Source organism: Haloactinospora alba, assembly GCF_006717075.1.
GTDB lineage: Bacteria > Actinomycetota > Actinomycetes > Streptosporangiales > Streptosporangiaceae > Haloactinospora > Haloactinospora alba.
In genome coordinates, this window is the sequence record NZ_VFQC01000001.1 from 2,055,842 (window position 1) to 2,078,288 (window position 22,447).

The following is a 22,447-nucleotide window of genomic DNA, read 5'->3' on the forward strand; positions in this document are numbered from 1 at the left end:
AAGGTCCGAACAATGCGCCTTTCCCGAAGAAACTCCCGTGCTGTCTCTCTCACGACAGCAGCCGTTCTCTCCCTGGCCAGCGCTCCCCCGGTATCCGCGGCGGAAACGCAGCGGGACAGCGTCCGGTTCGCGACCTACAACGCGTCGCTGCACCGGCAGTCGGAGGGAGAGCTCGTCGCTGACCTGTCCGACGGCGACGACGAGCAGGCGCAGGCTGTTGCCGAGAACATCCAGCGGGTGCGCCCGGACGTTCTGCTCGTCAACGAGTTCGACTACGACGAGGCGGGGCGTGCCGCGGAACTGTTCCAACGGAACTACCTCTCCCAGGGGCAAAACGGCACCTCGGGTATCGACTACCCCTACCGGTACACGGCGCCGAGCAACACCGGGGTCCCCTCGGGCTTCGACCTGGACAACGACGGCAGGAGCGTGACCGACCCCGACGAGCCGGGCTACGCGGACGACGCTTTGGGATTCGGGGAGTTCCCCGGGCAGTACGGGATGGTCGTCTACTCCAGGTACCCCATCGACACCGACCGCGTCCGCACTTTCCGGGAGTTCCGTTGGGCGGACATGCCGCACGCCCTGCTTCCCACCGACCCGGAGACCGGCGGGGACTTCTACTCCGACGAGGAGCTTGCGGCACTGCCTCTGTCCTCCAAGAGCCACTGGGACCTCCCCGTACGTGTCGGGCCCGGGCCCCCGGTACACCTACTGGCCTCCCACCCCACGCCGCCGAACTTCGGGGGTCCCGAACAGCGCAACCTCGCCCGGAACCACGACGAGATCCGGTTCTGGTCGGACTACGTCTCGCCCCGGGCCGGGGACTACATCCACGACGACAGGGGAGAACGTGGCGGGCTGCGGCCCGGCGCCGCGTTCGTCGTCGCCGGTGACCTGAACGCGGATCCGCGCGATGGCGGCAGCCACCCCGATGCGGTGTCCCAACTGCTCGACACCGCGCGGGTGAACGCTTCGGTCCGCCCGCGCAGTGAGGGCGGGCCGGAGGCGGCCGAACTGCAGCGGGGCGCGAACGAGGAGCATGATGGCGACCCCGCTCACGACACGGGTGATTTCACCGACGACCCGGCCCCGGGGAACCTGCGTGTCGACTACGTTCTTCCCTCCCGCGGCTTGCCCGTGCGGGACAGCGGGGTGTTCTGGCCCACCACCGACGACCCGCGTTCCGAGGCCGCGGCCACCGCCTCCGACCACCGGTTGGTGTGGACAGACGTGCTTTGACCGTTCAGAAAGCGTGTCAGAACGTGCGCACGTTCTGAGTCGTCGCATTACTACGCGGCGTTGACCCCGCCCTGGGGCGGGGGCGTCCCGTGGCGGTACCCGCTACCCGACACACCCGAGGATGCGGCGGTCGTACACGGGTTTCCATCGGGCGTGTTCAGCGTCCCGGCGCAACTCTCCGTGGACGTGCCACCCGCCTCCTCGACCAGGTGGGCGAGGTTGCGGGCGGCATTGAGGTCGCGGTCCAGGTGTGTCGGGTTGGGAACGGTTTCTCCGGTGGACAGCACCGCCAAGTGGTGCCCCAGATCCACACCGATCACCCCGCCGCGCTGTGCCGGGGCGGTCTCGCGTGGGGTGGTCTCGGTGGAGAAGGAGACCATCCACCGGCCGCGCTGGAAATTCACCGTTGCCGAGCGGATCCGGCCGGTGTCCCGGGCCAGGTGGCGGGCGAGTGTGCGGGTGGACTCGTGGGTGCGCACCGTGCCGATGCGCGGCAGCGCCACATGGCGGCAATCCCGAGGGGACAGGCCGATGCTGCCGGTGGTGAACCGGCACGACCACCGCGAGCGTTTCGTCTTGAACCGGGGAAAACCCACCCGTTTCCCCGCACGGGTGCCGCGCCGGGAGGCGGTCCAGTTCGCCAGGGCGGTGGCGAGGTTGGCCGCCCCGCCGGCGTAGGCCTCCGTGGAGTTCTCCGCCCACTACGGCGCCACCTCACCCTTGACCTGGTTGAAGGCTTTGCGCAGCCCCGTAGGCCGACCACGACACGCTGGGGGTCAGCTCCCGCTCACCCACACCGGACTCGCGCTGCGCGCGGCGCTGCTCCAGATTCGTCTTGATCCGGGCGAGAGCCCGGTTGTAGGCGAAACGGGCCGCACCGCAGTGCGAGGCCAGAGCCTGCTGCTGGGCCGGGGTGGGATCCAACGCGAACTGATACGCCCGCACCAGCCCCGCACCCACGCCCGCCCCCGCGTAGCTCGCCGCAGCACAGCCCCTGGCACCCGAATCATGACCGAGAGTGGTGACATTAGCACGGATTGATCTGTTCCCGCACACAACAAGGCACAATTCCCCACCCCCACGGCCGCGGAACCACCACCGGGAAGAGAGGAATACCCCTCCGCACTCCCGGTTAGCGGGACAGTGACGGCGGCGCCCCGGCCATCGGACGCCGCGGTCGGCCGGCCGGCTCCGCCGGAGACACGGCGTCCCGCCGTCCGGCCCGCGGTTCCCGGCATGGGTGGTGAGCGAGAATAAGCACGGACACGGATACGGACACGGAAACAGTCCGAGTCGGCCGGTACACCGTCGCCGTCAGCCGACCGGACAAAGAGCTGTTCGGTGGTTCCGGCGTGACGAAACGCGACCTCGTCGCGCACTACCGCGAGGCGGCACCGTGGATGCTGCCGCACGTACGGAACCGTCCCGTGGCGCTGCACCGCTTCCCGGACGGCATCGATCCCTCCGGACCGGGGACGGCGGGGTTCTTCCAGAAACGGGTACCCGATACCGCGCCCCCGTGGGTACAACGCCTCCGTGTGGTGCGTGTCCGGGGTGGAACGCTCACCATGGTGTCCTGTACGAACGCGGCCACCCTGGCATGGCTCGCTGACCAGGGTGTCATCACGGTGCATCCCTGGTTGAGCCGCGCTGGCCACCTGGGGGAGCCGGATCGGCTCGTTGTGGATCTCGACCCGCCGAACGACGGGTTCGCCCGGGCCCGTTGGGCTGCCCGGTGCGTCCGGGAGACGCTCCAGGAGGCCGGTCTGGTGCCCTACGTGATGACCACCGGATCGCGCGGCCTGCATGTGGTGGTCCCGTTGCGGCCGGAGCGCGACCACGCGGCCGTGCGGGAGCTGGCGCTCGGCGTGGCCGAGGTCACGGCACGGCGCCATCCGGACCGGTTGACCACCCAGTTCCGGAAGGACCGACGCGGGGGGCGGTTGTTCCTCGACACTCTGCGCAACGCCTACGGGCAGCACGCCGTGGCCCCGTACGCCGTCCGTCCGTTGCCGGGCGCGCCCGTCGCCGCTCCCCTCTCCTGGGAGGAGCTGGAGGACGTTGACAGCCCACGCAGGTGGTCCGTGTCGAACTTCGGGGAACGGGTCCGGGTGCTGCGGCACCGGGGCAACCCCTGGCGGGACATGGCACGCCACGCGTGCTCCCCCGGGAAAGCGGCCCGCCGATTGGAGCGCATGGACGGCTGATCCGGCCCCGTTCGCGCCACCGCGTCCCTCCCCCGGGTGGGAACCGCGATGCCCGGACACCTTCCGTGGAGCCTCCCGCGAGGAGCGGAGGCAGGGAAGTCACATATAGCCACTCACATAGAGTATTTGTTCCTATACAGGGAATATAAATAGTCAACCGAATCTTACTTTTTCTCCTTGCACATAACCGAAGAAAAGAGGATTCGTAACGGTGGTACCTCCGTCGCTGGACCTCACCCCCGCGTGGCAAGTCCGGATCGTGGCTCACGGCGGCACGATCGCCGGAGGCGGAGTCCTCGTCCCCGGGAACCAGATCCTGACCTGCGTACACGTTGTCAATGCCGCTCTGGACCGAGGGGATAGCCCTTCCCCACCAGGAGGGGAGAGCCCCCTGCGGGTGGATCTCCCCCACGAGACCGGGTTCCGGCCCGCCGACGCTCGCGTCGTCACCGCGGCCTGGAACCCGGAACGGGACACCACACTTCTCGCGCTGGACAGCGCTCCTGCGCACACGACGGCGCGGCTTGACCCGTGCATGGCGGACACCAGTCCCGCGAACACACCGCGACCGGTGCGCGTACGGGGCTATCCGCGTGGTACTCCCGAAGGGCTGACCGCGAGCGCGCGCGTCGTCGGCGTCGGTGGCGACCGCGCCCACCGGGCACAGCTCGACATCAGTACGGACGACCCGGTCCGGTTCGAGGCGGGGTTCAGCGGCTGCGGCGTGGTGGACACCGAGAGGGGATCAGTCGTCGGGATCCTCGTCAGCGCCCGCTACGGGGGATCCGAACCGGGACACGTCGGGATCATGGAACCGGTCGAGATGGTGGAGAGCCTGTCCCACCACCTGTACGACCGGGAGCTCGAGGCGCTGCGCTCCGTACTCAGCGCGCTGCGGTTCGACGCCGTCCGTGACGTCTACCACGCGGTTGCGGGACGTGGCGCCTCCACCCCCGCTGGCTTCGCCACCGCCTGGGAGGCGTTCCTCCAGCTCCGCCAACTCGCCCCCACCCCTGACGGGCTCCCCCGTGAGGTGTCCTTCGTGGCGGGGATCGCCAGGACCGGAGTGGCGAACACCGCCACTCTGCGCTCCTACATCGACAGCCGCCCCGCGCCGGAGGTCCCACCACACGCTCCAGCCCCGGTCCGGGAGGCCCCCGCGCCGAGCCCGCAGCCCTCGGGGACACTCATCGTCACCGCGGAGCCGGTTCCGGGACGCACCGCCCCCGGCGCCCGCCATCTCCTCACACACTGGGTCGACGACGGGGAGACCCTCACCAACGGCGGTTCCGTCGAGATCGGCCAGACCCAGCTGCGCGAGTCCGTACTGGATCTGATCGGACGCGTCGAGGAGCGGATCCCGGTCTCGCAGGCCGGAAGTTCCACCGCCCTGCGCTTGGACTTCGTGCTTCCCTTCACTCTTCTCACCCGGGGAATCGCGGAATGGCGCCTACCAGCGCCGCTTACCGGCGAGGGGGAGCGCATAGGAGCCTCGTACGACCTCGTGCTGCATTCCCGGGAACGCCTGTGCAACCGGGGGTGGGAACGAGCGCGGCACAAACTGGCCGAACGTTGGCACACTCTGGGAGAGAACGGGTCCGGGAGGGTCTACCACGTTCCCGTGGAGTCCGAGGCCGCCGCGGACCCGGGAATGCAGGACAGTATGTGCGACCCGGCGATCATCGCGTGTGTTCTCGGCAGGAGCCCCTCCCAACGGGAGGGCGCCTTGCAGCTCGGATGCGCGCTGCAGACCGGAATGCCGGCCATAGCCTGGCTGGACTCCGACGACCCCCAGGAGACGAGGAACTTCCAGGAGGACTTCGCCCGCCTGGCTTCCAGCGCGGGAAACACCCTGACGGGCGAGAACGTGCTGGAGCTGCCGCACTGGGTACGGAAGTGCCGAACACGGGACGACTCCCCGCCCCAACGGGACCGTGGCTACGACCCGTACAGCGTGCACCTCATCCTGGACGACATGGTGCACATACGGAGACTGTCCAGGATCGGGATCCTCGCGCTGCCGAAACGGGCGAGGAGGGAGCGTTCGGCCGCCGTACCCCCGTCCGGGAGCACCGCACCCCACTGACCGACCGCGTCCCGCGCGAGACGAGAACCCCGCGAGCCGAACGAGAACGCCCCCACCCCGCGAGGGAGACCCCCATGACGGAAATCATAAGGTTCACGAGCACACGCGGAGATCCCATCCTTGTCGAGGCGACCGGAACGTCATCCGTGATGCGCGAGGTCTCCGGGACAGCGGGTTTCCGGAACTCGGAACACGCCTTCGAGACGATCCTGGGAAAGGTCCGCGACATGTCCGACCTCGTCGCGGGGGAACTGACCCGGCTCTCCTCGGGTCCGGACGAGGTCACCGTGGAGCTGGGGGTCAACGTCAGCGCCGAGGCGGACGTCTTCATCGCCCGCGCCTCCGGCGAGAGCAGCATCACCGTCACCATGACGTGGCGAAACGACGGCTCCGGCGGGTGGGAGGCGTGACGGCCGGGCCCGCCCGCGTCACCGACGCTCGTACATCCCGGCGATCTCGTCCGCGTACCTTTCCAGTATCCGGGTCCGGCGCAGTTTCAGCGTCGGTGTGAGCGTCTCCTCCGCGACGCTGAACCCCGGATCGATCAGGGTGAACTCGCGGATGGCCTCGGCACGGGAGACCGTGGTGTTGGCGTCGTCCACGGCGCGCTGCACCGCGGCGCGCAGCCTCGGGTCGGTAGCCAGGTCAGCCACCCCGTACTCCTCCGGGTACCCGTTCTCCCGTTTCCACGCGGAGAACTCCTCCGGCGCGAGGCTGACCAGAGCCGCGACGAACGGTTTCCCGTCCCCCACGAGCATGCACTGGTCCACCAGGGGGTCGACGCACACACGTTCCTCGATCGGAGCCGGGGTGACGTTCTTCCCTCCCGCGGTGACCAGGATCTCCTTCTTCCGTCCCGTCACCCGGATGTAACCCTCGGAATCCAGCTCACCAAGGTCGCCCGTGGCGAACCAGCCGTCCGTGAAGGCCGCCTCGGTGGCTTCGGGTCGGTTCCAGTACCGGTCGAAAACGTGCGGCCCGGAGACCAGGATCTCGCCGTCGTCGGCGATCCGCACCGCGGCGCCGGGCAACGGGGTCCCGATGGTTCCGGGACGCACACGGCCGGGGACGTTGGCCACCACGGCCGCTGTCGTCTCGGTCAGCCCGTAGCCCTCGTACACGTCCAGTCCCACACCCCGGTAGAAGTGCAGCAGCCGCTCGTCCAGCGCACCCCCGCCGGAAATGATGCTGCCGCACCGTCCACCGAGCGCGTTCCGCAACTGCCGGTACACCAGCGGCTCGAAGACGGCACGCGCGGCACGTAGCCACGGCCGGGGCCCGCTCCGGTCGAGAGACCTGCTGTAAGCGACCGCCACCGCCTCCGCACGGTCGAAGATCCTGCGCCGCAGACCACTGGTCCGGTTACGCGCGCTGCTGTGGACCTTCTCCACCACGTAGGGCACGGCGAGCAGGAAACTCGGGCGGAACGTGGCCAGATCCGCTATGAGGGAACGGACGCTGCCCGTGTGTCCCAGCTTCGCTCCCGCCTGTACCACACCGATCTGGACCATGCGCCCGAAGACGTGGGCGAGCGGGAGGAAGAGCAGCGTGGACGGCGTGCTCCCGTCCGGCTGGGGACGGAACAGTACCGACAGCTCCTGCACCACGCTGTCGACCTCGGCGCGGAAGTTGGCGTGCGTGAGCACGCACCCCTTGGGTGTACCGGTGGTTCCCGACGTGTAGACAATGGTCGCTGGCTCACCGCTCGCCACCCCGGACCGGCGTTGCGCGAGCTCAGCGTCGGTGACCCCGGCACCGGCACCGTCCAGCTCGTCCAGGGCTCCCCGGTCGATGGTCCACACCCGGCCCAGGTCCGGAAGCTGGTCCTGGAGGTCCCGGACAGTAGCAGCGCGCGTCTCGTCGTCCACGAAACAGGCCACCGCTCCGGAGTCCCGCAGGATCATCGCGATCTGCTCGGCCGAGGACGAGGGATAGATCGGCACGCTCACCGCACCGGCCGCCCAGACAGCGTAGTCGAGCACGGTCCACTCGTAGCGGTTTCCGGAGAGCAGAGCCACCCGTTGCCCCTCGGTGACGCCGCACGCCATGAGCCCCTTCGCCGCTGAGGCGACCCAGTCCCGGGTCCGGGCAGCGCTGATGTCACGCCAACCCCCCGAGTCCGGGATGCTGAGCATGGGACGGTCCGGGTCCCGCGCGGCCCGGTCGAACAGTGTCTCGGCCAGTCCGCGGGGGTCGGGATCCACGCTGGCCTCTGGTGCGGAGATATGCTGCACACTTCCGGTGTATCGGATGGCGGCACCGTGCAACGCCGGTACGCGCCCCTCAGCCGCCATGAGATGGCCCATAGTCGCTGACCGACGCGGGGACGGCGCACGTGCCGCTCCCCCATCGGGCCCCTCGAACGGCGACCGCCTTCCGGAACCCCGCGGTGGCACAACGGATCCGCTCCGTAACCGGCCCACCTAGCGTCTCTCCCGCCGCAAACGCAACATCCATCGCGCGCACACCGCCGAGGGGGGCGACCGGCCGACCTGCTCCCCTTCCTGACCTTCCTTACAGACGCTACTCCCCGTAAGGTGCTTACATGGAGCTGATGAAGGTCGAGGACGCACGGAAGAACTTCGCGGACATCCTCAACGAGGTCCGGTACCAGGGGAAACAGATCATCATCACCCGGCACGGGAAACCGGTCGCCAAGATCGCCCCTCTCACGGAGGAGGAACGCGCCGAGTACGGGAACCCGTCACCCTGAACCACAGAGCGGTTGCTGTTCGGCGGTGTGTCCTCCCGCCCGACCGCGCGGGAGCGTTCCCGCACGACCGTGCCGGTGCGGCACCGGCGGCCCGCTCGTGACGGCCAGCCCGCCGGGGGCGGGAGCCTAGCCGGAGGCGTCGAAACGCACCATGAGCGCGGTCCCTTCGGCGGTAACCGTGCCGTTGTGCCGGACCTCTCCGGAGACGAAGACCTTGCGGCGCTCGGTACCGGTGACACGCGCGGTGACCTCCAACGGGGCGTGCAGCGGTGTGGGGCTGCGGTAGTTCACGTCCAGGTTGGCCGTCATCCCGGGCATGCCGGCCGCGCTCGCCGCGCCTCCCAGTGCCTGGTCGAGTATCGCCGCGATCCAGCCACCGTGTACGAGGCCGGGAGGTCCCTGGTACACGCCGTTCAGAGTGATCTCGGCGCGCAGCCCGTCTCCGGAACGTTCCAGTTGCAGCGGCGGGGACGCCGGGTTCGTGACTCCGGAGACGACGTTGGTCAGCGTTCCGTACTCGGCGGTGCCGTCCGGTCGGGTCTGTTCCATGAGCGCACCGGTCTCCCGGCGGGTTCCACTGATCCGCTCGGTGGCGGCGGCCACGGACGCGCGCGCCTCGGCGAGGTCCTCCGGACCGGCCTCGGTGTGGGCAACGGCGTCGACCAGAGCGCGGACATCCGCCACCAACGCTGTCAGTTCGCTGGGAATCTCGTGCTCGGGCAGCACGGACAACCCGAACTCTCGGGGATCGGGGGTTTCCGCTACCGGCTGGTCGTGAACCGTCATGCTCTTCTCTCGTCGTGTCTCTCGGCTGTGTCGCGGGACGGCCGTACCGCCACCAGAGCAGAATATTACTCGGTAGTAGTACAGCGTGGCCAACCCTCCCCGAGGGGTTGGGGCCGCCCCACTCTGCAACCCGCGGCGATCCACCACCTATTTCGTGACACGTGCCACCGGCATCGGGACGGCGCTGCCGGTTCCCGTTCACAACTCCTTGCGCATGTGCAGGTGCGGGATCCCGGCCTCGAGGAACCGCTCGCCGTGGGCGGCGTATCCGAGCCGCTCGTAGAAACCACGGGCGTGTAGCTGGGCGTGCAGTTCCACCACCGCCAGACCCCGCTTGGCGGCGCGCTCCTCGAGCCCGTCCACCAGGGCCTTTCCCGCACCCGTTCCCCGCGCGTGCGGCAACACGGCCAACCGCCCGAGCAGACCCTGCTCCCCCTCGACCACCATCCGGCCGGTACCCACGGGACTGCCGTCGAGGCGTGCCAGCAGATGGTCCGCATCCCGGTCTCGGCTGTCCGGTTCCTCGTCGACGGGAACCTGCTGCTCAGCCACGAAAACGGCGCCCCGGATGGTGAACACGAGCGCGCGTTCCAGGGCATCACTAGCGAGTTCAACGGTCACCATGGGTACCGAGCCTATACCGCGGTCGCGTCGCAGCAGTGCCCGCGTGGTACGGGCAAGCACCGTACCCGGCGGTTGTGGCACCACCTTGCCTCCCCGCGACATCACACGTGGCGACAACGGCGTAAGTCGGCGCGAGGCGGGAAAGTCCCGCAGGGGACCAGACCCCGTTCGGTGGAGACTGTTCGTCCCGAGCGGCGTAGTCCAGCACCGCGCCGGTGCGGTGCTGGCGCGTCGCGCGGCAGGGACAAGCGTGTGCCGAACAGGGACTGGCACCCGTGCCACACGACGACGTGTCGGAAGGACGATCCGATGGCTGATTCCCCCGCCCCACGCACCGCCGCCGAGGAAACCGTGCGCGTCCTCGCGCAGTCGGGCGTCCAACGGTGTTACACCGTGCCCGGTGAGAGTTTCCTGGAGCTGGCCGACGCGATCGAGCAGCACGACGGGATGCGGCTCGTCTCCACCAGGCACGAGAACGGTGCGGGATTCATGGCGGAGGCCGATGCCAAGCTCACCGGGGTCCCCGCCGTGGCCGCGGTAACCCGGGGCCCCGGTGCCTCCAATCTCGCGGTGGGGGTGCACACGGCTATGCAGGACTCCACGCCGATGGTGGTCTTCCTGGGACAGGTGGAGACGGACTACCTCGGGCGGGAAGCGTTCCAGGAAGTGGACCTGACCGCGTTCTACTCCCCCATCACCAAGTGGGCGACGACGGTCGGCCGGGCTGACCGGCTGGCCGAGACAACGGCCCGGGCCCTGCGGCTCGCCACGACCGGCCGCCCCGGCCCGGTGGCCGTGGCGGTACCAGCCGACCTGTTCGGCCAACACGTGGCGCCGTTCCCGGCACTGCCCGGGGCGCCACCGCCGCGGCCTCCCCTGGAGGACGCGGAACGCGAGAGGCTTGCTGCCTGGTTGGCCGCGGCGCGCCGCCCCGCCATCATCGCCGGCGGCGGCACGTACGGTGCGCGCGAGGAGCTGGTGCGCGCAGCCGAACGGTTCCAGGCCGCGGTTTACACGTCCTGGCGTCGGCAGGACGTGTTCCCCAACGACCATCCGCTGTACGCGGGCCACCTGGGGCTGGGGTGCCCGAAGCCGGTTCTGGAGACGCTGGAGAACGCGGATGCCGTCCTCGTGGTCGGTTCCCGGTTGAGCGAGGTCACGACCCAGACGTACCGGCTCCCCGGTGGTGGGACACCCTCCTCGCCTTCCTCCGTCGCCCAGATCGACATCGACGCCGCCCAGGTCGGAGCGAGTGCGGGAGTGTGGCTGGGCGCCGTGGCCGACGCCGGCAGGGCGCTGTCCGCTCTCGCCGAAGCCGACGTGCACGTACCGGAACGGGACACCAGCGCTGCCCACCGGGCCTGGGTCGCGACCACCACCGCACCCGAGAACACCGCGGACAGCGGGAACACCCCCCTACACCCGTGGGCGGTCGTCGAGGGGATGCGCCGCACGCTTCCGGAGGACGCCATCATCACCAACGACGCCGGAAACTTCGCCGCGTTCCTGCACCGCGGTTGGTGGTACCGCCACCCGCGTACACAGCTCGCCCCGACAAGCGGCGCCATGGGATACGCGGTACCCGCTGCCGTGGCCGCCAAGCTCGCGGAACCGCGGCGGACGGTTGTCGCGGTCGCCGGCGACGGGGGCGCACTCATGACCGGCAGCGAGCTGGAGACGGCGGTCCGGCTCGGGCTCCCGCTCGTCGTGGTGGTGTTCCAGAACGGCCTGTACGGCACGATCGCGATGCACCAGGCACGCGCACTGGGCCGCACCGCAGCCGTCGACATCAGCGGCCCACTGGACCTGGCCCGCTACGCCCGGGGGCTGGGAGCTCGCGGCGCCACCGTCACCACTGCCGGGGAGCTGGACACGGTGCTGTCCGACGCCGTCTCCGCCGACACGGCGACGCTGGTCGACGTCCGTACCGACGGGGAGGCCATCAGCCCGGAGACGACCATGACGGAACTGCTCTCCTGAGCTCGGGGAGGCGGCTCAGTCCTCGCGGAGCTGCTCCACGGCTGCGACGAGATCGGGCGGGTAGGAACTGTCGAACTCCACGGTTCCGCCCCGCGTGGGGTGCTCGAACCGCAGCCTCATCGCGTGCAGCCACTGCCGACTGATCCCCAGCCGTTCGGAGATGGTGGGGTCCGCACCGTAGAGGTGGTCGCCCACGCAGGGGCGGCCGATGGCGGCCATGTGCACCCGGATCTGGTGTGTACGGCCGGTCTCCAGGTTGATCTCCAACAGGCTGGCGGAGCGGAACGCCTCGAGCGTGTCGTAGTGGGTAACCGAGGGCCGCCCGCTGGTGACGACCGCGAACCGGCCGTCACCGGAGGGATGCCGGCCGATGGGGGCGTCGACGGTACCGCGCAACGGGTCCGGGTGCCCCTGGACCAGCGTGTGGTAACGCTTGTCCACAGTGCGTTCCTTGAAGGCACGTTTGAGGACGCTGTAGGCGGTCTCGCTCTTGGCGAGCACCATGAGACCGGTCGTGTTGGCGTCCAGCCGGTGGACGATTCCCTGGCGTTCGGCGGCACCGCTGGTACTGAGCTGGACGCCGGACGCCAGCAGCCCTTCCAGCACCGTCGGCCCGGTCCAGCCGACGGTGGGGTGGGCGACGACGCCGGTGGGCTTGTCCACCACGATGATGTCGTCGTCCTCGTAGACCGTGGCCAGGCCGGGGACCGGCTCCGCGGTCGCGGTCGGTGGGGCGGGGGGCGGCGGCAGGGTCACATCGAGCCAGGAGCCTGCCTGGACCCGGTCGGACTTACCGGGTTCGCTCCCGTCGAGACGCACGTTGCCGTCGGCTATGAGTTCGGCGGCGCGGGTGCGGGAGAGCCCGAACATACGCGCGATGGCCGCGTCGAGCCGCTCCCCCTCTATGCCGTCCGGGACGGGCATACTGCGCTCGTCACCGGCTGCCGTCGTCACGCGCGTTTCCCCTTTCCGTCATTGGCCGTCGTGGCCGACCCGCGATCCCGGGTCCCGTCGATGTTGACACCGTTGAACGCCAACAGCACCGTGAGCACGCCACCGACAACTATGCACGAGTCCGCGATGTTGAACACCGGCCAATGCGGGAGCTGGATCCAGTCCACCACTGCTCCCCGCAACGGCCCCGGATCCCGGAACAGCCGGTCCACCAGGTTCCCGCACGCCCCGCCGAGGATCAGGCCGAGGGCCACCGCCCAGCCGGGACTGTGCAGTCTGCGCGCTATCCGCAGGATATACCCCACGACAACGAAAGCGAGCAGGGAGAAGACCCAGGTCATACCGGTCCCGATGGAGAACGCCGCTCCCGTGTTGAAAACCAGGGTGAAGCGGAGAATCTCGCCGACGACGCTCACGGCCTCCCCCGGGCGCAGTAGCGCCAGGGCGGCCTCCTTGGTGGCCAGGTCCGCCGCTATCCCCGTGAACGCGACAGCCGCCAGGAGAACGAACCGCCGCGGTCCCTGCGCGGCGGTTCCGTCCCCTTCCCGTCCGTCACCCTGTGAAGATCCCGTATCAGTCAGCGACGCTCCTCGCGCTGTTTGCACTGCACGCACAGTGTCGCCCGCGGGAACGCCTGCAGCCGGGCCTTCCCGACAGCCTGGCCGCACGACTCGCACTCACCGTAGGTTCCCTCGTCCATCCGCTGGACGGCCCGCTCACTCTGCGCGAGCAGGTCCCGGGTGTTGTACGCGAGTGCCAGGTCGTGTTCACGCTGGTACGCCTTGGCTCCCGTGTCGGTGGGGTCGTCCCCCGCCCCGTCCACCGAGTCCGCGAGGCGTTCCGCCAGCTCCGATTCGGCCTCCGCGATCTCTTTGCGCAGCAGGGCGATGTCGGACTCGAGCTGGTTGCGTACCTCGGCCAGCTCCTCCTCAGTCCATGCAGACTCCCCCGGTCGAACGGGCAGCCCCGCAGCTTCGGTCACGCTCATGTTCCCCTCGTGTTTCCCCCGGTCGGGCCCGGCTACGATCCCTAACTCTGACGCAGGACGGCCGCTGGTTGGCACCGCCGGTCGTGGCTGTCTCCCGGCACCCGTCCCTTTCGGTACCGTGCCGGAACGCGGCGGCTCAGGGCCCTATTCCACACAATTCCGGGTAGCTTAAGCGCCGTCCGCGCGCGGATCAACTCGCGACACCGGACGACACTTTCCCTGTGGTGTTCCCGGTGCTCCCGCTTTTGATACGCGGGAGCACCGGGGCTCAGTCCAGCGAGGCCACCCCTCCGTAGTCGGCGGCCAGGGCCGCCAGGTGCGGTTCCTCGAACGCGGCGGGACCACCGTGCGGCCCGGTCCGCACCTCGATCACCCAGTCGGCGTCGGCGGCGTCGTCCTCGCCCGCGAGCATGCTGCGATGCACCGAGCACGGCTCGTAGCCCTGTTCCAGCAGCTCCTCGGCCAGCTCGTCAGCGTCCTCCCGTTCGGCCAGCGTCACCAGCACGCTCTGTCCCTGGTCGTTCTGTGCCATTCGGCTCACCTTTCCTGGCTGTGTTCGGGGTTACGACAGGCAAGTATGCCCGGTCGCGTTCAGCCGGGGGGAAACGGCCGCGGCCAACGGGAATCCAGCACACGCTACCGCCGCAGTTGCGCTATTCTCGGTCCGCAGCAAGGCGTTGATGGGGCGAGTAGCGCCGGACACAGCCCGCAGCGACTCGGGGATGGTGGGAGCCCGAGGGTATGACCGCCGTGAAGATCACCCCGGAGCCGCCGGAAGAACGGCTGGAAGCGCCACCGTCGCCCTGGGTCCAGCTCAGTAGAACCGGCAGCAACAGGAACAACGAGGTGGGGGACGCGCGGCGTTCCCAAGGAGGGTGGTACCGCGGGGCTTGGGCCTCGTCCCTCCATCAGGCCACTTGTCTGGTGGAAAGGTACGACGAATGCCGAACGAGCAACACTCCGACTCCCGCGTTTTCCCCAGCCTTCCCGCCCAGATCGACCTGCCCGCGGTCGAGCACGAGGTACTGGACCGCTGGTCCCGGGACAGTGTCTTCGAGCGCTCCCTGGAACAGACCCGGGGTAGGCAGAACTGGGTCTTCTTCGAGGGGCCGCCGACCGCCAACGGCCAGCCCGGCGTGCACCATGTCGAGGCCCGCGTGTTCAAGGACGTCTTCCCCCGCTTCAAGACCATGCGGGGCTACCACGTGGACCGCAAGGCCGGATGGGACTGCCACGGCCTTCCCGTGGAGGTCGCCGTGGAGAAGGAGCTCGGCCTGAGCGGGAAGCGGGACATCGAGGAGTTCGGCGTCGCCGAGTTCAACGCGCACTGCCGCGAGTCGGTGCTGCGCAACGTGGACGCGTTCACCGCCATGACCCACCGCCTGGGTTACTGGGTGAACATGGACGACGCCTACCGCACCATGGACCCCCAGTACGTGGAGTCGGTGTGGTGGGCGCTGAGGTACATCTGGGACCAGGGACTGCTCGTCCGCGACTACCGGATCAGCCCCTACTGCCCGCGCTGCGGCACGACCCTGTCCGACCACGAGCTGGCACTGGGCTACGAGACCGTGGTCGACCCCTCGGTGTACGTACGCTTCCCCGTGACCTCCGGCCCCCTGGCGGACCCGGAACGCTCCACCTCACTGCTGGTGTGGACCACGACCCCCTGGACCCTGGTATCCAACACCTCGGTGGCCGTCCATCCGGACGTCTCCTACGTCGTGGCCACCGACGGCTTCGAGCGGCTGCTCATCGCCGAACCACTGGTCGCCGCTGTGCTGGGTGAGGACTGGGAACTCACCGGGGAGCGCTTCGAGGGCGCGGAGATGGAGGGGTGGTCCTACCAGCGCCCCTTCGAGTTCGTCGAGTTCGACGAGACGGCGCACTACATCGTGCTGGCCGACTACGTCACCGTCGAGGACGGCACCGGCCTGGTGCACCAGGCTCCCGCCTTCGGTGCCGACGACATGGCGCTGGCGCGCGCCTACGACCTGCCGATCGTCAACCCCGTCGGGTCCGACGGCACCTTCCGGGCCGAGCTGGAGCTCGTCGGCGGCGACTTCTTCAAGACCGCCGACGACAAACTCGTCACCGACCTCACGGAACGAGGGCTGCTCTTCCGCCACCAGTCCTACGAGCACAGTTACCCGCACTGCTGGCGCTGCCACACCCCGCTGCTGTACTACGCCCTGCCGTCCTGGTACATCAAGACGACGGCGATCAAGGAGCAGCTGCTGCAGCAGAACGCCGACACCAACTGGTACCCCGAGAACGTCAAGGAGGGGCGCTACGGGGAGTGGCTGCGCAACAACGTCGATTGGGCCCTGTCGCGCAGCCGTTACTGGGGAACGCCGCTTCCGATCTGGCAATGCGCCGAGGAGCACACCACCGTCGTGGGATCGCTGGAGGAGCTCGGGCGGCTCGCGGGTTCCGACCTCGGCTCGTTGGACCCGCACCGGCCCTACGTCGACGGGATCACCTTCGCGTGCCCGCAGTGCGGCGGTGATGCCGCCCGCGTCCCCGAGGTGATCGACGCCTGGTTCGACTCGGGCGCGATGCCGTTCGCCCAGTGGGGCGCACCGCACCGCAACGAGGAAACGTTCCGGGACAACTTCCCCGCGCAGTACATCTGCGAGGCCATCGACCAGACACGCGGCTGGTTCTACTCCCTCATGGCCGTGAGCACCCTGGTGTTCGGCCGTTCCTCCTACGAGAACGTGGTGTGCCTGGGCCACATCCTGGCCGAGGACGGGCGCAAGATGAGCAAGCACCTGGGCAACGTGCTGGAACCGATGGAGGTGATGGAACGGCACGGTGCCGACGCGCTGCGCTGGTTCATGCTCGCCAGCGGTTCGCCCTGGATGCCGCGCAGGGTGGGACACACCGCCCTGGAGGAGATCGTCCGCAAGGTGCTGCTGACCTACTACAACACGGTCTCGTTCTTCACCCTGTACGCCAACGCCGGCGACACGTGGGACCACAGCAGACTGGCCGAGGCCCCGGAACCGGGAGCGCGCCCCCTGCTCGACCGGTGGCTGCTCTCCGAACTCAACCGTGCCGTGTCCGGCGTCACCGAGGCTCTGGACAACTTCGACACCACGACAGCGGGGCGTCTTCTCACCACGTTCATCGACGACCTCTCCAACTGGTACGTGCGTCGTTCGCGGCGCCGTTTCTGGGCGGGACCGAAAACTCCCGAGAACGCCTCGGCGTTCGCGACACTGTTCGAGTCGCTGGAGACCCTCACCCAGCTGATGGCGCCGATGGTGCCGTTCATCACCGACCACGTGTGGTCGGCCCTTCGCCGCCCCCAGGCCCCGGACTCCGTGCACCTGACCAGCTGGCCCGAGGTGCGCAGCGAGCTCATCGACACGCACCTGTCCGAGCAGATGGCTCTCACACGGCGCCTCGTGGAACTCGGCCGCTCCGCCCGGGCCGATTCCGGAGTCCGCACCCGCCAACCGCTGTCCCGCGTTCTGGCTGGTGCGGAGGGAGTCGGTTCCCTGCCGGAGGAGTTGCGCTCCCAGATCGCGGAGGAACTCAACGTCGGTCGGATCGACGTACTCGCCGAGGAAGAAGGCGAGCTTGTGGACTACATCGTCAAACCCAACTTCCGTGCCCTGGGGAAACGTTTCGCGAAACGCACCCCGCTGGTGGCGGAGGCCATCCAGTCGGCCGACGCGGCGGAGCTCGTCACGGCGGTGCGCTCCACCGGCTGGGCGCACGTGCGGGTCGAGGAGGAACCGGTGGAGATCAGCGCGGAGGAGGTGCTGATCACCGAGCAGCCGCGGGAGGGCTGGGCCGTGGCCTCGCAGGCCAACGAGACGGTGGCGTTGGACCTGGAGATCACACCGGCGCTGCGGCGCTCCGGCCTGGCGCGTGAGGTCATCCGCCTGGTCCAGGACGCCCGCAAGTCCAGTGGCCTGGACATATCCGACCGCATAGACGTGTGGTGGTCGGCCACCGCCGACGAGACGCACCGGGCGCTGGTCGAGCACGCCGACACCATCGCGGGCGAGGTGCTGGCCAACACACTGACCGAGGGAGTTCCCGAGGAGGAGACACACGCGGTCTCCTCGGACGAGTTCGGGGTGACCTTCTGGCTCCGCAGAGCCTGACGGGCCCCGGGCTCTCCTACGACCGGCCTCGGCGGGGGAACCGTCGGGGCCGGCGGGGCCGGTCGGTACGCGGCAGGCGTCCGGCTCCCACGGCGCGGCACGTCTCGTATCGGTTCCTGCCGGAGTCGAGGGCCCGTGCGGCTTACGACCCGTCGGAGCGGGCGTCGTCCTCCGGGCGCGAGGAGGTCTCGGTTGTCTCGGAGGTTTCCGGCACCTGCGAGGTGTCGCCTCCGTCCCCGGTTTCCGCCTCCGCGGCGGCGGTCCCGGCAGCGGAACCCTCCCCGGAACGGTCCTCCTCGTCCTCCGCCCCGGAACTCTGATCGTCCTGGGAGTCGCCCTGATGGCCGGTGCTCTCGGGATCGGGGCGGGCGCCGCCTTCGGAGTCCTCCTCCACGGCGGTGCTCTCCTCCGCGGCAACGCTCTCCTCCCCGACGGCACTGCGCGCCGCGGAGTCCTCGGAAGCGGGACCGGATGGCTCCGGACTGGTTTCCGGGGCCACCGTCGGTGGAGGAGTGGCCGGGTCGACAGCGTCGGGGGCGTCCTCCTGTGACGGTGTGTCGGCCGGACCTGGCTCAAGGGTCCCGGCCGGTGGGGTCCCAGCCGACGGGGTGTTCTCCTCGACTGAGACTTCCCCGTCCGTCGCAGACAGCGGGGAGTTCTCTTCCGTCGCCTGCTGGGTCGCTCGCGACGGATACTCCGTTGGTACGTCGGGGGAGAAAGTGTCACTCTCCTCGACGCTCTCGGTCGGCGCCGGCGACGTTGCCGACGCGCCGGGGACGGACGCCTTCCCCAACTCGTCCGTCCGCGGGGTGCTTTCGCCGGACCGGTCGGCCCCGTCCGCAGGGAGGCCCCACAGCGCTACCGAGTAGCCCATCAGACGGAGCGCCTCGACAGTGAGAAGCACCGCGCTGATGACGCCCAGGCCGATAGCGATGTAGGCCAGGACCGTCTCGGCAAGTGTCACAGCCATCAGGAGGACGAGCAGCGCCGCCACCAGGATGACGAGACTGGCGATAGTTAGCACCGGAAGAGAGCCTTCGTCGTCGAGGTCGTGTGCAGCAGTGTGACACTGCCTCCTGGGCTACGTACTAACGGCGTTCATGCGGAGGCTCGCTCGGGTTGTAGTTCCCGGGCTGGGCGGGCTCGGCCTGGGCGAACGGGTTTCCGGAGGGGGCACCGTTGCCCGGAGCGCTCGCCTGCTGCATCGCGGGCGCCCCGCCCGAGGGCGCCATCGTCTGGAAACCGCCCGTCGTGTTCGGGTTCTGCTGGGCCGGATTCTGCTGGGCCGGGTTCTGCTGGCTGGGGTTGGGAGCGCTCGGCTCGTTCGCGCCCTCGGCGAGTTCACGCAGCTGCCGCTCGAAGTAGTCCTTCAGCCGGCTGCGGTACTCGCGCTCGAAGTCCTTCAGCTCACTGACCTTGTGCTCCAGCTCCTCGCGCTGCTGCACCAGGGAGCCCATGACCTGACGGTGACGTTCCTGCGCGTCGCGGTCGAGGTTCTCGGAACGGGCACGGGCCTCGTTGACGATCTGCTCGGCCTGCCGGCGCGCTTTTCCGAGGATGTCGTCAGCCTCGTTGCGGGCCCGGCCCAGCGTCTCGTCGGCCTCCCGGCGGGCGTCCGAGATCGCCTGGTCAGCTGTCTGTTGGGCGAGGGCCAGCACCCGCGAGGCGGTGTCCATGTTCTCCTCACCGCCGCCGCCCTGGGCCGCCATGTTCGCCGCCATCGCCGGAAGCTGCTGCTCCATGGACTGGGCGGGGGAGGACTCGGCACGGGCCGGCTCGGGCTGCTGCTGGGGCTGCTGGGCCGGCTGGGGCTGTTGCGGCTGCTGGGCCTGGGGCGCCGGTTCCGCGGGCGCCTGCTCCTGCGGCTGCTGGGCCTCCTGGCCGTTGCCGTTGGGAACCTTGCCCCGCAGGCACTCGGCGAGTTTCCCACGGAGTTCCTCGTTCTCCTGGATGAGTCGGTCCAGCTCGGACTCGACCTCGTCGAGGAACGCGTCGACCTCTTCCTCGTCATAGCCCGGTCGCAACCGGGTCGTACTGAACTGCTTATTCCGCACATCCGCGGGTGTCAGCGGCATGTTCGACTCCTTGGCGCGCTTGGACTCTGTCCGTAAGGACGCTACCTGATCGTGACCTCACGGCAACCCGGAACATGACCAAGACCACACATCGAAACCTCAACCTGCTTTTTCTGTGCCCGTGGCCTGGTCACATGACGGAAATCCGGCTCACGATCTGGATGAGAATAACCACGAAGAGGAAAAGGACGGTGAAGCTGAGGTCGAGTGCCACGCTTCCCAAACGTACAGGTTTGATGAACCGCCGTAGGAACCTCAACGGTGGATCGGTGATCGTGTACGTGGCTTCGGCGAGCACAAGTACGGCCCCCGTGGGCCGCCACGATCGGGAGAACGACTGGACGAGCTCGAACACGAGCCGACCGATCAGCACGAACATGAAGATATACAGGGCGCTGACGAGTACGTTCTGGACGATACTCACGGTCGTTCTCCGACTCCGTCTCTGAACAATGGTCTAGCTCTGATTGAAGAACCCCCGCTCGGCGATGCGGGCTTTGTCCTCAGCAGTCACTTCAACGTTAGCTGGTGACAGCAGGAACACCTTGTTGGTCACACGTTCGATGCTGCCGTGCAGACCGAATATAAGCCCCGCCGCGAAGTCGACCAGACGCTTGGCATCGCTGTCGACCATCTCGGTGAGGTTCATGATCACCGGTATACCTTCCCGGAAGTGCTCCCCGATAGTGCGCGCTTCGTTGTAGGTCCGTGGGTGCAGGGTCGTGATACGCGCGAGGTCGGCGGTGGAGGGAGGAGCCGTCGCGGACGCTCGCCGCTCCTCTGTGGACGTTGTCTGACTGTCCGCATCTGTCACGGGCTCAGCTCGCGAATCACTGCGTTGTTCGAGGCCACGGTCCCGCCGTTCCTCGATACCGTCATCGAAGTCATCAAAGTCATCATACTCGTCCGCATAGCGGAGATCGTAGCGGTCGTCCTCCATGAGGCCGAGATAGACTGCCATCCTGCGCATCGCGCCGGCCATCTCTAGTCCTCCGTCATCTCTGTGGTGCCGCGCCGCAGATGACTTTCCGGTATCCGCCCTGGTTCGCCAAGCGGGCGAACTCGACAGATGGGCGCCAACGTCCATGTGGGGACATTACCCCACGTTGGCATCGCGGGCACCGAGCAACGCCGTGCCCACACGTATGTGGGTTGCCCCTTGGCCGATCGCGGCCTCCATGTCTCCGGTCATCCCCGCGGAAACCACCGTGGCTTGCGGATAGCGTTCGCGGATCGCCGCAGCTGTGGAGCGCAGTCGCGCGAAGCTGGCACCGGGGTCCTCGCCACGGGGAGCTACCGCCATCACCCCGCCGAGGGACAGTCCGGGTTCCGCGACGATCTCGTCCGCGAGACCCATCGCGTCACGCGGGTCCACACCACCGCGGGTTCCGAGTTCGCCCACTTCCGAGTCCGGGTCGAGATTGACCTGTACCAGGCACCCGATCTCCCGGTTCTCCGTCCGCACCCGGGAACCCAGGGTCCGGACCAAGCGGGTGCGGTCCACCGAGTGCACGACGTCAGCGTAACGCGCGACCGAACGGGCCTTGTTCGTCTGCAGCTGGCCGACGAAGTGCCACCTGAGCGGCAGGTCCCCGCACTCGGCCGCCTTTCCCGCCGCCTCCTGGTCCCGGTTCTCACCAACATCGCCGATACCGAGACCAGCGAGAATTCGCACATCAGAGGCCGGGTACGTCTTCGTCACAGCGACGATCGTCACATCGTCCGGCGACCGGGCGTGTCGTTCGCACGCTGCGGAGATCCGGGAACGCAACTCGGCGAGGTTGGCCGCGATCCGCTCGGTCCGAGCGGTCTCCCCCGCGTTTTCCGTCACACGCTTCATGTCGGACATGATCAGCACCACCAGATATATCCGGCAAACCGCCCAGTCATGCCGGTACGCCGGTGCGAGAAAAGGTCGGGGTCCTCCAGGGTGCAGCGCCGATCCACCACGACATTGTGCACCCCGCACTCCTCGAACTGGGCGGTGACCGCTGCGCGGAGGTCGATACTGGCCGTTCCGACGGAGGTACGACCGGCCCCCTGGGGGAGGCGTTCGGCCATCTCGTCACGCATCCATTCCGGCACCTCGTAACACCGGCCGCAGATCGCCGGGCCGAGGGCCACCGTGATCCGGCTTTCCCTGGCCCCCTGGTTGACCATGGCCTCCACGAGACGGGGCGCGATCCCCGCCAGCGTTCCGGCGCGCCCGGAGTGCGCCGCGCCCAGGACACCCGCGTCCGGATCCGCCCCGAGGATCGGCAGACAGTCCGCAGCCAGCGCTGCCAGGACGAGATCGTCGCGGGTGGTGACGATCCCGTCGACCCGTGGCGCCACACCGGGTGCTGTCACCACCGCGACATCAGCACCGTGCACCTGGTCCATCCAGACCACACGACCGCTGTCGAACCCCAGCCGGGCGGCCGCGTCCTGCCGGTTGCGCTCCACAGCCGTGTGGTCGTCGGACACCCCCGAACTGAGGTTGAGCGTATCGAACGGAGCAGCGCTCACCCCGCCGTCATACCGTCGAGTGAAACCGGCAGCCACTCCGGGGCCCAACTGGAACACGGCACTCATCAACCGACGCTGCTCTTCCTGGCTGTGTGGGGAGGGGACAGCAAACAGGGTACCGGCCTCGGAGGAGGCCGGTACCCTGTGCGTTACGTTCCCGCAG

22 protein-coding genes are annotated in these 22,447 nt (G+C 68.7%); 7 read left to right on the forward strand and 15 right to left on the reverse strand.

The window, feature by feature from the left end; translation table 11 throughout:
- Nucleotides 1–12: 12 nt before the first annotated feature.
- Nucleotides 13–1,242: an endonuclease/exonuclease/phosphatase family protein gene (locus FHX37_RS09230; protein ID WP_141923532.1), complete on the forward strand. Its 1,230-nt coding sequence runs from the start codon at nucleotides 13–15 to the stop codon at nucleotides 1,240–1,242.
- 50 nt (nucleotides 1,243–1,292) lie between these two features.
- On the opposite strand, the gene FHX37_RS09235 is transcribed toward FHX37_RS09230, so the two are convergent.
- The gene (locus FHX37_RS09235; RefSeq protein WP_141923533.1) at nucleotides 1,293–1,838 is read right to left on the reverse strand and encodes a hypothetical protein; all 546 of its coding nucleotides are present in this window, start codon (nucleotides 1,836–1,838) and stop codon (nucleotides 1,293–1,295) included.
- A 118-nt stretch (nucleotides 1,839–1,956) separates the two neighbouring features.
- Nucleotides 1,957–2,187, reverse strand: coding sequence for a helix-turn-helix domain-containing protein (locus FHX37_RS22780; RefSeq protein WP_170181537.1), 231 nt, complete (start codon nucleotides 2,185–2,187; stop codon nucleotides 1,957–1,959).
- A 308-nt stretch (nucleotides 2,188–2,495) separates the two neighbouring features.
- Between FHX37_RS22780 and ligD the strand changes: the two genes are divergently transcribed.
- The 3 genes from ligD (at nucleotide 2,496) to FHX37_RS09255 (ending at nucleotide 5,945) form a co-directional block, all read left to right on the forward strand.
- Nucleotides 2,496–3,449, forward strand: a complete 954-nt coding sequence (gene ligD, locus FHX37_RS09245; protein WP_141923535.1) for a non-homologous end-joining DNA ligase — start codon at nucleotides 2,496–2,498, stop codon at nucleotides 3,447–3,449.
- A gap of 211 nt (nucleotides 3,450–3,660) precedes the next feature.
- Nucleotides 3,661–5,535, forward strand: coding sequence for a VMAP-C domain-containing protein (locus tag FHX37_RS09250; protein ID WP_141923536.1), 1,875 nt, complete (start codon nucleotides 3,661–3,663; stop codon nucleotides 5,533–5,535).
- Nucleotides 5,536–5,609: 74 nt separating this feature from the next.
- Complete coding sequence (locus FHX37_RS09255) at nucleotides 5,610–5,945, forward strand: CU044_2847 family protein (protein WP_141923537.1); 336 nt, start codon at nucleotides 5,610–5,612, stop codon at nucleotides 5,943–5,945.
- An 18-nt stretch (nucleotides 5,946–5,963) separates the two neighbouring features.
- On the opposite strand, the gene FHX37_RS09260 is transcribed toward FHX37_RS09255, so the two are convergent.
- Nucleotides 5,964–7,769, reverse strand: a complete 1,806-nt coding sequence (locus tag FHX37_RS09260) for an AMP-dependent synthetase/ligase (RefSeq protein ID WP_246062213.1) — start codon at nucleotides 7,767–7,769, stop codon at nucleotides 5,964–5,966.
- Between the two features lie 311 nt (nucleotides 7,770–8,080).
- Here FHX37_RS09260 and FHX37_RS09265 point away from each other — a divergent pair, with 311 nt between their 5' ends.
- Nucleotides 8,081–8,248, forward strand: coding sequence for a type II toxin-antitoxin system Phd/YefM family antitoxin (locus FHX37_RS09265; RefSeq protein ID WP_141923539.1), 168 nt, complete (start codon nucleotides 8,081–8,083; stop codon nucleotides 8,246–8,248).
- A gap of 126 nt (nucleotides 8,249–8,374) precedes the next feature.
- Here the strand turns inward: FHX37_RS09265 and FHX37_RS09270 are convergent, their stop codons facing one another.
- Together FHX37_RS09270 and FHX37_RS09275 are read right to left on the reverse strand one after the other, a co-directional pair.
- Nucleotides 8,375–9,034: a PaaI family thioesterase gene (locus tag FHX37_RS09270; RefSeq protein ID WP_141923540.1), complete on the reverse strand. Its 660-nt coding sequence runs from the start codon at nucleotides 9,032–9,034 to the stop codon at nucleotides 8,375–8,377.
- Nucleotides 9,035–9,232: 198 nt separating this feature from the next.
- Nucleotides 9,233–9,658, reverse strand: a complete 426-nt coding sequence (locus FHX37_RS09275) for a GNAT family N-acetyltransferase (protein WP_141923541.1) — start codon at nucleotides 9,656–9,658, stop codon at nucleotides 9,233–9,235.
- Between the two features lie 309 nt (nucleotides 9,659–9,967).
- On the opposite strand from FHX37_RS09275, the gene FHX37_RS09280 reads away from it, so the two are divergent.
- Nucleotides 9,968–11,638, forward strand: coding sequence for a thiamine pyrophosphate-dependent enzyme (locus FHX37_RS09280; protein WP_141923542.1), 1,671 nt, complete (start codon nucleotides 9,968–9,970; stop codon nucleotides 11,636–11,638).
- Nucleotides 11,639–11,653: 15 nt separating this feature from the next.
- On the opposite strand, the gene FHX37_RS09285 is transcribed toward FHX37_RS09280, so the two are convergent.
- From FHX37_RS09285 to FHX37_RS09300, 4 genes are all read right to left on the reverse strand, one after another.
- Entirely contained in the window at nucleotides 11,654–12,562 is a 909-nt protein-coding gene (locus tag FHX37_RS09285; protein ID WP_141925148.1) for an RluA family pseudouridine synthase, read from the reverse strand.
- 26 nt (nucleotides 12,563–12,588) lie between these two features.
- Nucleotides 12,589–13,197, reverse strand: coding sequence for a signal peptidase II (gene lspA, locus FHX37_RS09290; RefSeq protein ID WP_342777607.1), 609 nt, complete (start codon nucleotides 13,195–13,197; stop codon nucleotides 12,589–12,591).
- The gene (locus FHX37_RS09295) at nucleotides 13,170–13,580 is read right to left on the reverse strand and encodes a TraR/DksA family transcriptional regulator (RefSeq protein WP_141923543.1); all 411 of its coding nucleotides are present in this window, start codon (nucleotides 13,578–13,580) and stop codon (nucleotides 13,170–13,172) included. Before FHX37_RS09295 ends, lspA begins: the two co-directional genes overlap by 28 nt.
- Before the next feature lie 268 nt (nucleotides 13,581–13,848).
- Nucleotides 13,849–14,112 carry a hypothetical protein gene (locus tag FHX37_RS09300; protein ID WP_141923544.1) on the reverse strand — a complete coding sequence of 88 codons (264 nt, stop codon included), beginning with the start codon at nucleotides 14,110–14,112 and terminating at the stop codon, nucleotides 13,849–13,851.
- A 409-nt stretch (nucleotides 14,113–14,521) separates the two neighbouring features.
- Between FHX37_RS09300 and ileS the strand changes: the two genes are divergently transcribed.
- A complete protein-coding gene (gene ileS, locus FHX37_RS09305) occupies nucleotides 14,522–17,701 on the forward strand; it encodes an isoleucine--tRNA ligase (protein ID WP_141923545.1) in 3,180 nt (1,059 codons plus the stop codon).
- A 142-nt stretch (nucleotides 17,702–17,843) separates the two neighbouring features.
- Here the strand turns inward: ileS and FHX37_RS09310 are convergent, their stop codons facing one another.
- From FHX37_RS09310 to pgeF, 6 genes are all read right to left on the reverse strand, one after another.
- Nucleotides 17,844–18,725 carry a hypothetical protein gene (locus FHX37_RS09310; protein WP_141923546.1) on the reverse strand — a complete coding sequence of 294 codons (882 nt, stop codon included), beginning with the start codon at nucleotides 18,723–18,725 and terminating at the stop codon, nucleotides 17,844–17,846.
- 64 nt (nucleotides 18,726–18,789) lie between these two features.
- Nucleotides 18,790–19,776 (reverse strand): DivIVA domain-containing protein, encoded by a 987-nt coding sequence (locus FHX37_RS09315; protein ID WP_141923547.1) that lies wholly within the window; start codon nucleotides 19,774–19,776, stop codon nucleotides 18,790–18,792.
- 130 nt (nucleotides 19,777–19,906) lie between these two features.
- Nucleotides 19,907–20,200 carry a YggT family protein gene (locus FHX37_RS09320; protein ID WP_141923548.1) on the reverse strand — a complete coding sequence of 98 codons (294 nt, stop codon included), beginning with the start codon at nucleotides 20,198–20,200 and terminating at the stop codon, nucleotides 19,907–19,909.
- A 33-nt stretch (nucleotides 20,201–20,233) separates the two neighbouring features.
- Nucleotides 20,234–20,758 (reverse strand): cell division protein SepF, encoded by a 525-nt coding sequence (locus FHX37_RS09325; RefSeq protein WP_141923549.1) that lies wholly within the window; start codon nucleotides 20,756–20,758, stop codon nucleotides 20,234–20,236.
- 114 nt (nucleotides 20,759–20,872) lie between these two features.
- Nucleotides 20,873–21,616 (reverse strand): YggS family pyridoxal phosphate-dependent enzyme, encoded by a 744-nt coding sequence (locus FHX37_RS09330; protein ID WP_141925150.1) that lies wholly within the window; start codon nucleotides 21,614–21,616, stop codon nucleotides 20,873–20,875.
- A gap of 11 nt (nucleotides 21,617–21,627) precedes the next feature.
- A complete protein-coding gene (pgeF, locus tag FHX37_RS09335) occupies nucleotides 21,628–22,350 on the reverse strand; it encodes a peptidoglycan editing factor PgeF (RefSeq protein ID WP_141923550.1) in 723 nt (240 codons plus the stop codon).
- Nucleotides 22,351–22,447: the final 97 nt, after the last annotated feature.